Annotated in this window: 16 protein-coding genes; 13 read left to right on the forward strand and 3 right to left on the reverse strand. The window is 71.3% G+C overall.

The window, feature by feature from the left end; genetic code table 11:
• The first annotated feature begins 96 nt into the window (after positions 1–96).
• The 3 genes from lepA to hemW are packed head-to-tail and all read left to right on the forward strand — an operon-like array spanning position 97 to position 3,885.
• On the forward strand, positions 97–1,977 hold the full coding sequence (gene lepA, locus ACT3SP_RS02330) for a translation elongation factor 4 (RefSeq protein WP_444585625.1): 1,881 nt from the start codon (positions 97–99) through the stop codon (positions 1,975–1,977).
• Positions 1,974–2,717: an MOSC domain-containing protein gene (locus ACT3SP_RS02335; RefSeq protein WP_444585626.1), complete on the forward strand. Its 744-nt coding sequence runs from the start codon at positions 1,974–1,976 to the stop codon at positions 2,715–2,717. The genes lepA and ACT3SP_RS02335 overlap by 4 nt, the downstream gene beginning before the upstream one ends.
• Before the next feature lie 4 nt (positions 2,718–2,721).
• Positions 2,722–3,885, forward strand: a complete 1,164-nt coding sequence (gene hemW / locus ACT3SP_RS02340) for a radical SAM family heme chaperone HemW (RefSeq protein ID WP_444585627.1) — start codon at positions 2,722–2,724, stop codon at positions 3,883–3,885.
• 115 nt (positions 3,886–4,000) lie between these two features.
• Here the strand turns inward: hemW and ACT3SP_RS02345 are convergent, their stop codons facing one another.
• Together ACT3SP_RS02345 and ACT3SP_RS02350 are read right to left on the reverse strand one after the other, a co-directional pair.
• Positions 4,001–4,738: a DUF4870 domain-containing protein gene (locus ACT3SP_RS02345; protein ID WP_444585628.1), complete on the reverse strand. Its 738-nt coding sequence runs from the start codon at positions 4,736–4,738 to the stop codon at positions 4,001–4,003.
• A gap of 189 nt (positions 4,739–4,927) precedes the next feature.
• Positions 4,928–5,809 carry a DUF3097 domain-containing protein gene (locus tag ACT3SP_RS02350; RefSeq protein ID WP_444585629.1) on the reverse strand — a complete coding sequence of 294 codons (882 nt, stop codon included), beginning with the start codon at positions 5,807–5,809 and terminating at the stop codon, positions 4,928–4,930.
• A gap of 139 nt (positions 5,810–5,948) precedes the next feature.
• Here ACT3SP_RS02350 and hrcA point away from each other — a divergent pair, with 139 nt between their 5' ends.
• The 7 genes from hrcA (at position 5,949) to ACT3SP_RS02385 (ending at position 12,862) form a co-directional block, all read left to right on the forward strand.
• Positions 5,949–6,950: a heat-inducible transcriptional repressor HrcA gene (gene hrcA / locus ACT3SP_RS02355; protein WP_444585630.1), complete on the forward strand. Its 1,002-nt coding sequence runs from the start codon at positions 5,949–5,951 to the stop codon at positions 6,948–6,950.
• An 89-nt stretch (positions 6,951–7,039) separates the two neighbouring features.
• Positions 7,040–8,164, forward strand: a complete 1,125-nt coding sequence (gene dnaJ, locus ACT3SP_RS02360) for a molecular chaperone DnaJ (protein WP_444585631.1) — start codon at positions 7,040–7,042, stop codon at positions 8,162–8,164.
• A 39-nt stretch (positions 8,165–8,203) separates the two neighbouring features.
• The gene (locus ACT3SP_RS02365) at positions 8,204–8,992 is read left to right on the forward strand and encodes a 16S rRNA (uracil(1498)-N(3))-methyltransferase (protein ID WP_444585632.1); all 789 of its coding nucleotides are present in this window, start codon (positions 8,204–8,206) and stop codon (positions 8,990–8,992) included.
• Positions 8,993–9,062: 70 nt separating this feature from the next.
• A complete protein-coding gene (locus tag ACT3SP_RS02370; RefSeq protein ID WP_444585633.1) occupies positions 9,063–10,184 on the forward strand; it encodes a glycosyltransferase family 4 protein in 1,122 nt (373 codons plus the stop codon).
• Positions 10,181–11,176: an ABC transporter ATP-binding protein gene (locus ACT3SP_RS02375; protein WP_444585634.1), complete on the forward strand. Its 996-nt coding sequence runs from the start codon at positions 10,181–10,183 to the stop codon at positions 11,174–11,176. The genes ACT3SP_RS02370 and ACT3SP_RS02375 overlap by 4 nt, the downstream gene beginning before the upstream one ends.
• Complete coding sequence (locus ACT3SP_RS02380; protein WP_444585635.1) at positions 11,173–12,027, forward strand: ABC transporter permease; 855 nt, start codon at positions 11,173–11,175, stop codon at positions 12,025–12,027. Before ACT3SP_RS02375 ends, ACT3SP_RS02380 begins: the two co-directional genes overlap by 4 nt.
• Positions 12,020–12,862 (forward strand): ABC transporter permease, encoded by an 843-nt coding sequence (locus ACT3SP_RS02385; RefSeq protein WP_444585636.1) that lies wholly within the window; start codon positions 12,020–12,022, stop codon positions 12,860–12,862. The genes ACT3SP_RS02380 and ACT3SP_RS02385 overlap by 8 nt, the downstream gene beginning before the upstream one ends.
• 97 nt (positions 12,863–12,959) lie before the next feature.
• On the opposite strand, the gene ACT3SP_RS02390 is transcribed toward ACT3SP_RS02385, so the two are convergent.
• Positions 12,960–13,502 (reverse strand): NADPH-dependent FMN reductase, encoded by a 543-nt coding sequence (locus tag ACT3SP_RS02390; protein WP_444585637.1) that lies wholly within the window; start codon positions 13,500–13,502, stop codon positions 12,960–12,962.
• 77 nt (positions 13,503–13,579) lie between these two features.
• Here ACT3SP_RS02390 and ACT3SP_RS02395 point away from each other — a divergent pair, with 77 nt between their 5' ends.
• Genes ACT3SP_RS02395 through ybeY form a run of 3 tightly spaced genes read left to right on the forward strand, consistent with a single transcriptional unit; the run spans position 13,580 to position 15,449 of the window.
• On the forward strand, positions 13,580–13,942 hold the full coding sequence (locus tag ACT3SP_RS02395; protein ID WP_444585638.1) for a histidine triad nucleotide-binding protein: 363 nt from the start codon (positions 13,580–13,582) through the stop codon (positions 13,940–13,942).
• Complete coding sequence (locus tag ACT3SP_RS02400; RefSeq protein ID WP_444585639.1) at positions 13,939–14,985, forward strand: PhoH family protein; 1,047 nt, start codon at positions 13,939–13,941, stop codon at positions 14,983–14,985. The genes ACT3SP_RS02395 and ACT3SP_RS02400 overlap by 4 nt, the downstream gene beginning before the upstream one ends.
• Before the next feature lie 2 nt (positions 14,986–14,987).
• Positions 14,988–15,449: an rRNA maturation RNase YbeY gene (gene ybeY / locus ACT3SP_RS02405; protein WP_444585640.1), complete on the forward strand. Its 462-nt coding sequence runs from the start codon at positions 14,988–14,990 to the stop codon at positions 15,447–15,449.
• Positions 15,450–15,490: the final 41 nt, after the last annotated feature.

The raw sequence follows: 15,490 nt of genomic DNA on the forward strand, positions 1-15,490 counted from the left end.
CCGGTGCGGAGCGACCGGCGCGCTCCGCACCGCCCGTGAGACGATGGGCCGATGCCCGGCGCACGTGCGCCGGGCGCGCCATCGACGAGAGGACGAATGCCGGTGACCCCGAGGATCGCGGCCGATGAGGCCCGGGACATCCTTCCCGCGTCGACGCCCCAGGAGCGGCTCCGCAACTTCTGCATCATCGCGCACATCGACCACGGCAAGTCCACGCTCGCCGACCGGATGCTGCAGATCACCGGGATCGTCGACGAACGCGCCATGCGCGCCCAGTACCTGGACCGCATGGACATCGAGCGGGAGCGCGGGATCACCGTGAAGTCCCAGGCCGTGCGCATGCCCTGGCAGGTCGACGGCACGAACTACGCCCTGAACATGATCGACACCCCCGGGCACGTCGACTTCACCTACGAGGTCTCCCGCTCGCTCGCCGCCTGCGAGGGCGCGATCCTGCTCGTGGACGCCGCGCAGGGCATCGAGGCGCAGACGCTGGCGAACCTCTACCTCGCGATGGAGAACGACCTCACCATCATCCCGGTGCTCAACAAGATCGACCTGCCCGGCGCCGAGCCCGACAAGTACGCCGCCGAGATCGGCCAGCTGGTGGGCGTCGAGCCCGACGAGGTGCTGCGCGTCTCCGGCAAGACGGGCGTGGGCGTGCCCGAGCTGCTCGACCACGTCGTGCGGACCCTGCCCTCCCCGCAGGGCGAGCCCGACGCCCCCTGCCGCGCCATGATCTTCGACTCCGTCTACGACACCTACCGCGGCGTGGTCACCTACATCCGCGTGATCGACGGCTCGCTGAAGTCCCGCGACCGCATCGACATGATGTCCACCGGCGCCCATCACGAGCTGCTCGAGATCGGCGTCAGCTCCCCGGAGCCCCACCCCACCCGGGGGATCGGGCCCGGGGAGGTCGGCTACCTCATCACCGGGGTGAAGGACGTGCGCCAGTCGAAGGTCGGCGACACCGTCACCACCTCCGTGCGCGGCGCGACCGAGGCCCTCGCCGGCTACGCGGACCCCAAGCCGATGGTGTACTCGGGGCTGTTCCCCATCGACGGCTCCGACTACCCGGTGCTGCGCGACGCGCTGGACAAGCTCAAGCTCAACGACGCGGCGCTGGTCTACGAGCCCGAGACCTCCACCGCGCTCGGCTTCGGCTTCCGCGTCGGCTTCCTGGGCCTGCTGCACCTGGAGATCATCCGCGAGCGCCTCGAGCGCGAGTTCGCCCTCGAGCTCATCTCCACCGCCCCCTCCGTCGTGTACCAGGTGGTGATGGAGGACCGCACCGAGGTCGAGGTGCTCAACCCCTCCGACTTCCCCGAGGGGAAGGTCCACGAGATCTCCGAACCGGTCGCCAAGGCCACCATCCTGGTGCCGAGCGAGTTCATCGGTGCGGTGATGGAGCTGTGCCAGTCCAAGCGCGGGAACCTCGGCGGGATGGACTACCTCAGCGAGGACCGGGTCGAGCTGCGCTACACGCTCCCGCTGGCGGAGATCGTCTTCGACTTCTTCGACCAGCTGAAGTCGAAGACCCGCGGCTACGCCTCCCTGGACTACGACGTCTCCGGATCCCAGATCGCGGACCTGGTCAAGGTCGACATCCTGCTGCAGGGCGAGCCGGTGGACGCCTTCAGCGCCATCGTGCACCGCGACAAGGCCTACGCCTACGGCGTCGAGATGGCGGGGAAGCTGAAGAACCTCATCCCGCGCCAGCAGTTCGAGGTCCCGATCCAGGCCGCCATCGGCTCGCGCATCATCGCGCGCGAGAACATCCGTGCGATGCGCAAGGACGTGCTCTCGAAGTGCTACGGCGGCGACATCTCCCGCAAGCGCAAGCTGCTCGAGAAGCAGAAGGAGGGCAAGAAGCGGATGAAGAACATCGGCTCGGTCGAAGTGCCCCAGGAGGCCTTCATCGCCGCGCTCTCCTCCGACGCCGCCGAGACCTCCAAGGACGCGAAGAAGAAATGAGCGCCCTCCCCGTCGAGCTGGACCGCTCCGGACCTGCCCGCCTCGGTGCCGTGTGCACCGTGGCGCAGCTCTTCCCTGTCCCCGCCAGCGGGCTCATGAGCGGTATCGACAAGCGGCCCGTGGACGGGCCGGTCCGTCTGCTCACGCACGGCGTGCTGGGCGACGTCCAGGGGGACCGCGAGCACCACGGCGGTCTCTTCAAGGCCGTCTACGCCTATTCGCGCGAAGTGCGCGAGGCCTTCGCCGCCGAGCGCGGGCAGGACCTGCCCGACGGTGCCTTCGGCGAGAATCTCGTCACCGTCGGCCAGGACACCGACGAGACCGTCATCGGAGAGCGGTGGCGGATCGGCACCGCCGAGCTCGAGGCGACCACTCCGCGCAACCCCTGCGGCACCTTCGCGGCGTGGATGGACGACCGCCGCTGGGGCCGTCGCTTCACCGCCGAGGGGCGCGCCGGCTCCTACTTCCGCGTGCTCGTGGAAGGGAAGGCCTCCGCCGGCGACCGGATCGAGCTGCTCGCCCGGCCGGACCACGGCGTGAGCATCGGCGATGCATTCCGGGGCCTGAGCCCTGCACAGGCCCGAGCTCTGTTCGCCTGGTCCCGGGACTCCGGGACCGTGCTCTACGAGTCGCTCGTGCGCCCCGCCCGTCTCGCCCTCGAGAAGGCCGGGGAGAGCAGCGACTTCCCCGACCGCCTGATCTCGACCGGGCGCGGACTCGGGCTCGGCATGGGGCTGTGAGCGCATGACCGGCCCCGTGGGACGGGATCTCTCCGTCTACGTCCACGTCCCGTTCTGCGCTGTGCGCTGCGGGTACTGCGACTTCAACACCTACACCGCGACCGAGCTCGGCGGCGGCGGCTCGCAGGCGGAGTATCCCGTCAACGCGATGGCGGAGATGGACCTGACCCTGGCTGCGGACCGTGCCACCGGCTACGAGTACTCCCAGGTCTCCACCGTCTTCTTCGGCGGCGGCACCCCGACCCTGCTGCCGGCCGACGACCTGGTCGCGATGCTCGACCACCTGCGCTCCCTGACCCCGCTCGCCGCGGACGCCGAGGTCACCACCGAGGCGAACCCCGACTCGGTCACCCGTGCCTCGCTCTCGCGCCTCGCCGACGGCGGGATCACCCGGGTCTCGATCGGCATGCAGTCCGCCGTCCCGTCGGTGCTCGCGACCCTGGACCGCACCCACGATCCCGAGCGCATCCCGCAGGTCGTGCAGTGGGCGAAGGAGGCGGGCCTGCAGGTCAGCCTCGATCTCATCTACGGCACGCCCGGGGAGACCCTCGCCGACGTCGAGACCTCCGTGCGCGCCGCGCTCGCGTGCGAGGTCGATCACCTCTCCGCCTATTCCCTGATCATCGAGGGCAACACGGCCATGGCCCGGCAGCTGCGCCGCGGCGAGCTCGAGGCGCCCGACCCCGACGACATGGCCGACAAGTACGAGCTCGTCGACGACCTCGCCACCGCGGCGGGACTGTCCTGGTACGAGGTCTCCAACTGGGCCCGGACCCCCGAGCACCGCTCACGGCACAACCTCGCCTACTGGCGCGGCGAGGACTGGTGGGGGATCGGACCCGGCGCCCACCGACACCGCGACGGCCTGCGCGCCTGGAACGTCAAGCACCCCAGTCGCTACGCCCGGATGATCGCGGCCGATGAGGCGCCGGTGGCGGACTCCGAGCAGGTCGATCCCCAGGACCGGCTGGTCGAGCGGATCATGCTCGAGCTGCGGATCGCCGACGGTCTCGACGTCGAGGTGGTCCCGCCCGACCGCCGGTCCCTGCTCGAGGTGCATCGCGACCGAGGTCATCTCGACCCGGTGGCACTCGAGGGCGGCCGCGCCGTGCTGACCCGCTCCGGGCGCCTGCTCGCCGACGCGGTGATCCGGGACCTGGTGCCCTGAGCCAGCGGGCGCGACCGAGCGGCGGGAGGTCCGGAGGGCGGACGTGCGAGAGCCCCGGGATCGTGATGACCCCGGGGCTCGTCGGTGCGGGCGAGCTCACCTCATGCGGCGCGGCTCACTTCACCAGGCGGATGTTGAACGGGTAGTTCCAGTACTCGCCCTGGTTGGCCTTGACGGCGCCGATGATCGAGAAGATCAGCTGCAGCAGGGCCGGCAGACCGGCCAGCGGGAACAGCGCCCAGCCGAAGCCGATGGTCACGACGCCGAAGATCGCGATCGCGATGGTCAGCACCACCTGCGCGATGACCACGGCGATCGCCCCGTTCAGGGCCTCCGCGGCGTGGAAGCGCACGAAGCGGTCGCGATCCTTGTACATCAGGAAGATCACCAGCGGCCCGATCCAGCCGAGGAATCCCCAGCTGACCACGTGCCCGAGGACCACGGCGAGCTGGGAGAACATCGCCCACAGGCGGGAGTCGGAGCGGCTGATCGGCTGTCCGGACAGCGCGCCCTCGTACACGCCCTTGGCACCGGGGCCGGGCTCGTCGGGACGCTCGCCGCCGGCGGCGACGTACGGCTCCGGAGCCGAGCCCGGGTGCGGGGGCGCGGCCTGCGCCGAGGTGTGCTGCTGCGACGGCTGTGACTGAGACGGCTGCGGCTGCGGCGGCTGCTGGGCCGCGAAGGGCGCGGCCGCGGGGTTCGGGGAGGGGGCCGACGGCGCGGAGGCGGAGCTCGCGTCGTAGGCGTAGGGATCGTGCGGGTGGAGAGCGGGATCCGAGGTCGGGGCGCCCTGCTCGGCGGAGGGGCCGGGCTCGGTGCCGTACGGATCGTGCGGATGCGGAGTCTGGCTCATGATTCCTTCTTCCTCGACGGTCGGCGCGGATGCCGACGACGTTGCTGATGGGACCAGCCTAGTTCCGCGGTCCGAGGCGGTCTGCGCGGTGAGCCGCCGCGTCGAGCGGGGGATAACCCCCAGTCGTGACCGTCACTCGACCAGGGGACCGTCCCAGGACCCGGCTGGATCAGGCAGGACCCGGCAGGATCAGGACCGGTCGACGGTCACGAAGTCGATGAGCTCCTCGATCCGGCCCGAGAGGGTCGGCTCGACGTCGGCGTAGGAGCGCACGGTGGCGAGGATCCGCTTCCAGCCCAGTCCGATGTCGGCCTTGTCGGCGTGCGGCCAGCCGAGCGCGGCGAGGGTCCCGACCTTGATGTCGGTGCCCTTGGGGACGTGCGGCCACTGCCGGATCCCGACCCGAGCGGGCTTGACCGCCTGCCACACGTCCACGTACGGATGGCCGAGCACGGTGACGTTGCCGCGGGCGCCGGGCAGCGCGAGCACCTCGGCCGCGATGCGCGACTCCTTCGACCCTGTCACCAGGTGGTCCACGAGGATCCCCAGCCGACGCCCGGGCGCGGGGCCGAACTCCTGGACGCGCTCGACGAGATTGTCGGCGCCCTCGAGCTGCTCGACGACGATGCCCTCGATGCGCAGGTCATGACCCCACACCTTCTGCACCAACTCCGCGTCGTGGGTGCCCTCGACCCAGATCCGGGAGGCGCGGGCGGTGCGTGCCTTCGCGCCCTGCACGTAGACGGAGCCCGAGGCCGAGCGCCGGCGGGCCGGAGCCGTGGCGGACCGCGCGATCGCCCGGGTCAGCACCACCGGCCTCCCGTCGATCATGAACCCGGGCCCCAGGGGGAAGGTGCGGCGCACCCCGCGGCCGTCCTCGAGCTCGACCACGAGCTCGCCGGCGATCTTCTCGACCCGGGTCACCGCGCCGGTGAATCCGGTCGCGGCCTCCTCGACGACCAGGTCCCGCTGCGCGGGCACCTCACGGGCCGCGGGTCGACGGCGATGATGAGCGGGTGGACCGGAGGAGAGCACGTCACGGCCGTACCGGTCGGGGAAGTCAGCAGGCACGCGCGACACCGTACACCCGTGGCGAACACCTCCCCGCGCAGCACGCCGGGGACGCGTAGGATTGGCACTTGGCACCGAGGAGTGCCAATGTCCGAGGCCGGCCCCGCCCGGGGTGCACGCAGCGCAGGAGGTGAGCGAGATGGACCCGCGCAAGCTCCAGATCCTCGGTGCGATCGTGGAGGACTACGTCGCGACCCGCGAGCCCGTCGGCTCGAAGTCGCTGCTGGAGCGGCACGAGCTCGGCGTCTCCGCCGCGACCGTGCGCAACGACATGTCCCTGCTCGAGGAGGAGGGGCTGATCCATCAGCCCCACACCTCCGCCGGCCGCGTCCCCACCGACAAGGGCTACCGTGCCTTCGTCGACCACGTGGCGACGGTGAAGCCCCTCTCTGTCCCCGAGCGCCGTGCGATCCGCGCCCTGCTCGAGGACGTCGGCGACGTCGAGGAGCTGCTGGCCCGCACCGTGCGTCTGCTCGCCCAGCTCACCCAGCAGGTGGCGATGGTCCAGTACCCGGCCCGTCGCCAGGCCCGGATCCGCCACGTCGAGCTGGTCAAGGTCGCCGACTCCCTGCTGCTGGTGGTGCTGATCCTCGAGTCCGGCCGCGTCGACCAGCGCACCGTCCCGATCAGCGCCGGCAAGCCCGCCGAGCACTACGCCGGGCTGCGGGACCACCTGAACCGGGTGGTCTCCGGTCGCGAGGTCACCGACCTCGCCGGCCCCCTCGCCGAGTACCTCGAGGCGCTGCCCCGGCCCGAGCGCCCCGCCGTCGCCGAGGTGGCCGAGGCCCTCGTCGCCCTCGCCGCGAGCCGCGCCGAGGACCGCATCATGATGGCCGGGACGGCGAACATCGCCCGCTCCGCCCAGGACTTCGCCCGCGACGTCGAGCCGCTGCTGGACGTGCTCGAGGAGCAGCTCGTCCTGCTGCGGCTGTTCACCGAGATGCACGCCTCCCCGGGCGCGGTGGAGGTGCGCATCGGCTCCGAGCTCCATGACCGCGCCCTCCACCAGGCCGCGGTGGTCGGGGCCGGCTACGGCGCGGGGTCCCATCTCGCGATCCTCGGCCCCAGCCGCATGGACTACGTCACCGGGATCTCCACCGTCCAGGCCATCGCCCGCTACGTCTCCCGCTACCTGGAGTAGCCTGCCGCGGGTCCGTGCGGTCCTCCACCCCGCGCAGCCCCCGCCCCGGCACTCCTGCAACTCGCCTCTCCGCGAAGGAACCCTCACCTGTGAACGACGACTACTACGACCTGCTCGGCGTGTCCCGCGACGCCTCCACCGAGGAGATCAAGAAGGCGTACCGCAAGCTCGCGCGCACCCTGCACCCGGACGTGAACCCGGATCCGGAGGCCGCCGAGAAGTTCAAGCGGGTCTCCCAGGCCTACGAGACCCTCTCCCACGCGGACAAGCGCCGCCAGTACGACATGGGCGGAGGCCCCGGCATGGGCGGCTTCCCCGGTGGGGGAGCGGGCTTCGACTTCAACGACATCTTCGACATGTTCGCCGGTGCCTCCGGCATGCGCGGGCGCTCCCAGGGGCCCGTGCCCCGCCAGCGCCGGGGCGGCGACGTGCTGCGCCGGGTGCGGATCGAGCTGCGCGACGTCGTCTTCGGCACTGAGGAGAAGGTCACCTTCCGCACGGCGGAGCTGTGCGATCGCTGCTCGGGCTCCTGCTGCGAGCCCGGCACCAGCCCCAGCCGCTGCACCGCCTGCAACGGCTCCGGCCACGTGCAGCGGGTCGCCCAGTCGCTGCTGGGCCAGATGGTGACCATGGCTCCGTGCCCCACCTGCGAGGGCCACGGTGACGTCATCGAGAGCCCGTGCACCCAGTGCTCCGGCCACGGTCGCACCGCCGCCGAGCGCACCGTCACCGTACGAGTCCCCTCCGGCGTCGAGAACGGCACCCGCATCCAGCTGCGCGGCGAGGGGGAGACCGGCGAGGCGGGCGGCCCCTCCGGCGACCTCTTCGTCGAGCTCACCGTCACCGACCACGAGATGTTCGACCGTCACGGCGACGACCTCGTGACCACCATCGCGGTGCCCATGACCACTGCCGCCCTCGGTGCGACCATCCCGCTCGAGACCTTCGACGGAGAGCAGGAGCTCGACATCCGCCCCGGCTCCCAGCCGGGCGAGGAGATCACGCTCAAGGGGCTGGGCGTCACCCCGCTGCGCCGCGAGCGCCGCGGCGACATCCGCGTCGTCCTCGACGTGGACGTCCCCGCCTCGCTCAGCGAGGAGGAGCGTGAGCTGCTCGAGCAGTTCGCCGCCCTGCGCGGGGACGAGACCACCCGCCGCAGCAAGGGCCAGCGCGGACCGTTCGCGAAGCTGCGCGAGCGCCTGCGCGACCTCTGAGCCCGCGCGATCTCCGAGCCTGACGGGAGGGACTGCGCCGTGCCGACGACGCCACCGGGTTTCCTGATCCTCGACGACGCCCTGGGAGCGGCGCGCGCGGACGATCGCCTCGTCCTGGACGGCGAGGAGGGGCGCCACGCCGCGAAGGTCGCACGGATCGGGGTGGGGGAGCAGGTGCTGCTCACCGACGCCCCGGGGCGTCAGGCCCTCGCCGAGGTGACCGGTGCTCGCAAGGAGGCGCTGGAGCTGCGACTGCTCGCCGACCCCTCCCCGGCCGTGCAGCGACTGCCGCGCCTCACCCTGGTGCAGGCCCTGGCCACCGGTGGCCGTGACGAGCAGGCGATCGAGTCGGCGACGGAGCTGGGCGTGGACCGGGTGGTGCCGTGGATCGCGCAGCGCTCGGTGTCCGTCTGGCGCGGGGAGAAGCTGCGCAAGGGCCGGGCGAAGTGGGCCGCGACCGCGCGAGCCGCCGTGAAGCAGTGCCGCCGCCCCGGGATCCCGGAGGTCGACGAGCCGGTCACCACGGCGCAGCTCGTCACGGCTCTGCAGGGCCGTGCGGCCGAGGGACGCCTCGTGCTGGTCCTGCATGAGCAGGAGTCCGTCGGCCTGATGAGCCTCGCCCCGCTGCTGCGCACGGCGAGCGAGGACGGGCTGGAGGAGATCGTCGTGATCGTCGGCCCCGAGGGCGGCATCGACCCCGCCGAGCTCGACGCGCTGCGCGAGGCCGGGGCTCGCAGCGTGCTGCTGGGCCCCGAGGTGCTGCGCACCTCGACGGCGGGCCCCGCCGCCCTCGCCGTGCTCAGCGCGATGGTGGGCCGCTGGGGCTGACCGGCCGGATCCGAGGAGATTTCGGGAAACCGCTTGTGCGGCCGACGGGGCCCTGGAAGGCTCCTGGCCCATGCGAGTCAGTGTCGACGCCTTCGTGGCCAGCCCCGGATTCGGGGGATTCATCAGCTACATCGGCGGGCTCTGCGCCGCCCTCGCCGGCCGCGGCGACGTGGAGCTGGACATCCTCCTGCCTGCGGAGCAGGAGGTGCCGGAGTTCGCCGACCTCCCCGCGTCGGCGAGGATCCACCGGTTGGATCTCCCTGCCGCGACGGAGCGACGACCCGGGGTCACCTGGACCGATCGGGTGCTTCCGGCCGCTCTCGACGAGCTCTCGCCCGAGGTGCATCTCGGCCCGGCGTTCATGCTCCCGCCCGGGCACGCCCGTCCCCAGGCCGTCACCGTCCATGACGACATGTTCGAGCGCTTCCCGCAGTTCTACGGTGAGCAGACCCGCGCTTACCTGCGCGAGCAGACCCTGCGCGCCCTCGCGGTCGCCGACGTCGTCCTCGCGGTCTCGGAATCGACCCGCGAGGACGCCATCGAGCGCTGGGCCCCGCGGTCCCCGGTCGTGGTCACCCCGCTCGCGCCGAGGCTCGTGGGCGAGCCCGGGCCCCTCCCACCGGCCGGCGCGCCCCCGTCCTCTCTGCTCAACGTGGGCGGAGCTCACCGCCGCAAGCGTCTGGACGACCTGATCGAGGCGTTCTCCCGTGCCGCGACCGCGGGCGCCATCCCGGAGGACGTGCACCTGGTGCTCATCGGTGTCGAGGGCGACGAGCGCGTCCGATCGCTGCGCGCCGCCAGCCCGGTCCCCGAGCGGATACTGCTCACCGGCCGGATCCCGGACGCGGAGCTGCCGGCCTGGTACCGGCACTGCGAGCTGTTCGTGTACCCGAGCGAGTACGAGGGCTTCGGGCTCGGCCCGCTCGAGGCGATGGCTTCCTCCGCCCCCGTGCTCACCTACCGCAACTCCGCCCTGGCCGAGGTGCTGGGCGGGGCGGCGGCGTTCGCGGATCCCGGGGTCGACGGTCTCTCACGGGCGATCGTCTCGCTGCTCGGCGACAGGGCGGAGCTCGAACGGATGCGGGAACGGGGCTCCGAGCGCTCGGCGGCCTTCACCTGGGACCGGACCGCCGAGACCACGGTCCGGGCACTGCGCGGCGCGATCGACCGCTTCGCCGGTTCCGCGCGATGATCCGCGCAGAGCACCTCGTCAAGGAGTTCACGAGGCCCCGACGCGTCGAGGGGCGCTTCTCCGGACTCCGCTCGTTCCTCAGCACCGACACGGTCCTCACTCGCGCGGTGGACGACGTCTCCCTCGAGCTGGACGACGGCGAGATCGTCGGCTACCTCGGTCCCAACGGCGCCGGCAAGTCCACCACGATCAAGATGCTCACCGGCATCCTGGTGCCCACCTCGGGACATGTCGAGGTCGAGGGCATCGTGCCCTGGAAGGACCGTCGCGCGAACGCCCGCAGCATCGGCGCCGTCTTCGGCCAGCGCACCCAGCTGTGGACCGACCTGCCGCTGCGGGAGTCCTTCGAGCTGATCTCGCGGCTGTACGGACTGGACCGCGCCGACTACCGCCGCTCGCTCGAGGGCTTCGTGGACCTGCTGGACATGGGGCCGTTCCTCGACACCCCGGTGCGCTCCCTCTCCCTCGGACAGCGCATGCGCGGGGACATCGTCGCCGCGATGCTCTACCGGCCCCCGGTGCTCTACCTCGACGAGCCCACCGTCGGGCTGGACGTGGTCGCCAAGGGGCGCATCCGCGAGTTCATCGCGGAGCAGAACCGCACCGAGGGGACCACCGTGCTGCTGACCACCCACGACATCGCCGACATCGAGCATCTCGCCCGGCGCGTGGTGATCATCGATGACGGACGGATCCTCTACGACGGCGCTCTGGACGCGCTGCGTGCCCGCTACGCCCCGTATCGCGAGATCGTGGTGCGGGCCCCGGACGTCCCCGGGGACCTCCGGGTGGAGGGGCCGGAGCTGGTCGGCACCAGATCCGACGGCACCGACCAGCTGGCCACCTTCCGCTTCGACCCGCAGGTGATCTCCGCACCGGCGGCGATCAACCGGGTCACCGCCGCGCTCGAGGTCACCGACATCACCTCGCGCGAGCCCGGCATCGAGGACGTCATCCGCCGGATCTACCTCGACGGCGAGGCGCGCCGATGAGCATCGCGCCACCGCGTGCCCGCCGCTCGGAGTCCGTGACGCACCTCGGCGCGAGGGGGACGATCCGTGCAGTGCTCGCCTGCGCCCTGCAGGCGTGGAGGGCGCAGTTCGTGTTCCGTGCCGCCACCTGGAGCGGCATCATCGGGACCACGCTGCAGGTCGTCCTGGTGCTGCTGGTGTGGACCGCGGTCTACGGCGCCCGCACCGAAGTGGCCGGCGTCGCGCAGCACGATGCGATCACCTACGCCGTGCTCGGCGCCGTGATCGCCACCGTGTTCCAGCCCTTCGTCTACGACACCCTCTACGGGAGGCTCCGCACCGGGGCGATCGCCTTCGACGTCATGCGCCCCCTCTCGGCGGTGCCGATGACCCTGGCCCAGCAGGTCGGCGCCGCTGCCGCGCAGCTGCCGGCCGCCGCCGTCGCGGTGACCGTCGGGCTGCTGCTCGGCGCCCTGGGCGCGCCGGGATCCGTGCTCTCCGCCCTCGCGTTCACCCTCTCGATCGTGCTCGGGTTCGCGATCGCCCAGATCCTCAACTTCATGATCGGCCTGGTGGGGTTCTGGACCCTCGAGGTCTCCGGCGCCTTCCATATCTACCGGATGTTCGTCCAGTTCAGCTCCGGGGCGCTGATCCCGCTGTGGTTCATGCCGGAGTGGCTGAGCGGCGGGCTCTCCCTGCTGCCCTTCTCCTCCCAGGTGTTCGTGCCGCTGACGATCTACGTCGACGCGTCCCCGGGAGCGCACACCCTCGCCGCGATCGGGCTGCAGCTGGTGTGGATCCTCGTGCTCACCGTCCTGGCCGTCCTCCTCTGGCGCCGGGCGATCCGCAGGCTGGTGATCTTCGGTGGCTGAGATCCGTCCGGGACGGGGCACGCTGGCCCGGCCGATCCCGGCGTGGAGGACCTACCTCGTCCTCGTGCAGGGCACCTGGCGCAGCATGCGGGTGCACCGGGTGAACCTGATGATGATGTTCCTGGGCAGTGCGGCCATCCAGGGCACGCAGCTCGCCTTCATCTCGGTGCTGCTCGGTGCGTTCGGGGCGATCGCCGGGTGGAGCGTGGGCGAGGTCGCGTTCCTGTACGGGCTGCGGCTGACGGCGCACGGAGTGTGCACCATCAACTTCGGCCAGCACCGCGGCAGCGCCCAGGCGATCCGCAACGGCGACTGGGACCGGTTCCTGCTGCGCCCCGCAGGCCCCCTCATGCAGCTGCTGACGCGCCACTTCAACCCCGGCACGATAGGGGACCTGGTGCTGGGACTGGCCATCCTGGTCACCGCCGCGAACCTGATCGGGATCCCGTGGAGCGCAGGCATGGTCCTGTTCCTGGCCCTCGCCGCGCTCGGCGGCGGCCTGGTCGAGGCCGGACTGCAGATCGCGCTGTCCGCCCTGGACTTCCGCTGGGGGCCGCTGGTGCGCATCAAGGACATGGTCGATCGCGTCCTGACCGATTTCGGTGCCTATCCGATGACCATCTTCGGCACGGCCGGGACCTGGCTGCTGACCGTCCTGATCCCGCTCGCGTTCATGGCGTACCTGCCCACCACGGTCCTGCTGGGCCGCACCGACGAGCTCGTGGTGCCGGTGTGGACGGCGCAGCTGTCCCCCCTGGCAGGCCCGCTCCTGCTCGTCCTCGGCATCGCGTTCTTCCGGTACATGTCCCGCTTCTACGCGAGTCCTGGGCACTGAGACGGGCACTGAGACGGGCGCTGAGCGGAGCGCCGCGCGGAAGGACCCCGCGGCCTCTCCTCGGGGCGGCGGGGTCCTCGGCGGGTGCGGGAGGTGCTCAGCCGACGGGGGCGAGGGCCTTCCGGGCGAGCAGCTCGAGCTGCTCGCGCAGCAGGGTCGTCTTCTCCTCGGCCACGAACATCTCGCCCTCGACCGAGAGGTCCTCGCGGAAGCCGAGGCCGATCGAGCCGACGACGTCCGCGCCGACCCTGCTCATCAGCGTCTCCAGCATCGGCAGCACCTCGTTCGCGGCGCCCCAGCCGTAGCCGACCAGCAGGGTGGGCAGCTGCTCCCACTCGGCGTAGAGCCAGTCGACGGCGTTCTTGAGGGATCCGGGGTAGGCGCCGTTGTACTGCGGAGTGAGGATCACCAGGGCGTCCAGCGCCTCGATCCGCTCGCTCCAGGAGATGCCGTGGGCGGTGGCCTTGGGCTCGCCCTGCTTGGGACTGGTGACCTCGTCGAAGGCGGGCAGCGCCACGTCGCGGAGGTCGATGAGGTCCACCTCGACGTCGGCGGGGACATGGGTGCGGACCCACTGGGCGACATGCGCTCCCACGCGGTTGGGGCGGGCACTGGCGAGGATGATTCCGAGCTTCGTCATAGTGATCAAAATTTCTCATACTTCCGGCCCCGCCCCCAAGTGCGGGTGGTGTTCCTCGCTCCCGTAGACTCGAGCGCATGGGAAGCACCGACACCGAGCACCGGGATCCCGACTGCGTCTTCTGCAAGATCGTGGCCGGGGAGATCCCCTCCGAGCGCGTCCATGAGGACGAGCGCGTCATCGCCTTCGCGGACCTGCATCCGCAGGCGCCGGTGCACGTGCTCGTCGTCCCGCGGGAGCACCGCCGCGACGTCACCGAGCTCGCCGCCGACCCCGCCCTGCTCGCCCACACCGTGCAGGTCGCCGCCCAGGTGGCGGGCGCCCGGGCCGACGGGGACTTCCGTCTGGTCTTCAACACCGGTGAGAGCGCCGGTCAGACGGTCTTCCATGTGCACGCGCACGTCCTCGCGGGCGGGAAGCTCGCAGAAGGAGAACTGTGACGGACGCCCTGTCCCCGGCCCCCGGCCGCGCCCCCGAGGCGCGTGAGCGGAAGCTGGCCATCCCCGATCATCTCAGCCCGTTCCAGGTCCTCGGGGAGAACGACCAGGCCCTCGCCGCCCTCGAGGACGCCGTCCCCGACACCGACGTGCACGTGCGCGGACACCAGGTGACGCTGCGCGGCACCGAGGACGCCCTGCGTCGCACCGAGCACATCATGCGCTCCCTCATCGAGCTGGCGAGCTCCGGCCAGGCCGTCACCGCGGAGGCCGTCCAGCGGGCCGCGAGCCTCTACGGGGACGACCGGGCGAGCGGGCGGAAGCTCGAGCAGGTGCTCTCGCGCACGATCCTGTCCTCCCGGGGCCGCACCATCCGCCCCAAGACCATGGGGCAGAAGAGCTACATCGAGGCCATCGAGTCCTCGACGGTGACCTTCGGGATCGGCCCGGCCGGCACCGGCAAGACCTACCTTGCCGTGGCCATGGCGGTGCAGAAGCTGCTGAGCAAGGAGATCAACCGGATCATCCTCACCCGGCCCGCGGTCGAGGCGGGGGAGCGTCTGGGCTTCCTGCCCGGCGGCCTCAACGAGAAGATCGACCCCTACCTGCGCCCGCTCTACGACGCGCTGCACGACATGCTCGATCCGGAGTCGATCCCTCGTCTGATGGGCGCGGGCACCATCGAGGTGGCACCGCTGGCGTACATGCGCGGACGCACCCTGAACGACGCGTTCATCATCCTCGACGAGGCCCAGAACACCACGCCCGAGCAGATGAAGATGTTCCTCACCCGTCTCGGGTTCAACTCCACCATGGTGGTGACCGGTGACGTCACCCAGGTCGATCTTCCGGGCGGCCAGCAGAGCGGGCTGCGCGTGGTCGAGCAGGTGCTCTCGGGCATCGACGACATCTCCTTCTGCCGTCTGTCCTCGCGGGACGTCGTGCGCCACCGGCTGGTCAGCGACATCGTCGAGGCCTACGGTCGCTGGGAGATCCGCCCGGGAGGCAGCCGAGACTCCCGACACCGCCCGAGCACGGGGAGCTGAGCATGACCATCGAGATCCGCAACGAGACCACCGCCCTCGTCGACGAGCGGGAGTTCGTCGAGCTGGCCCGCTTCGTGTTCGAGGCGATGCACCTCCACCCGTCCACCGAGATGTCGATCCTGTTCGTCGACGAGGACGCGATGGAGAAGCTGCACGTGCAGTGGCTGGACCTCCCCGGCCCGACGGACGTGATGAGCTTCCCGATGGACGAGCTCACCCCGGGCAGCGCCGAGCACCCCGCCCCGGAGGGCCTGCTGGGCGACGTCGTGCTGTGCCCGAGCGTCGCGACGGCGCAGGCCGCGGAGGCCGGTCACAGCGCCGTCGAGGAGATGCTGCTGCTGACGGTCCATTCGATCCTCCACCTGCTGGGCTACGACCACATGGAGGAGGACGAGCGGACGGAGATGTTCGATCTCCAGCGCAAGCTCCTGCTGACCTTCCTCGCCTCCCGTCCGGCGCACTGACCGACGCCGACGTGGAACCTCCCTCGCAGCCGCACCCACTC

The sequence above is a fragment of the Brachybacterium sp. AOP43-C2-M15 genome (assembly GCF_052446295.1).
GTDB lineage: Bacteria > Actinomycetota > Actinomycetes > Actinomycetales > Dermabacteraceae > Brachybacterium.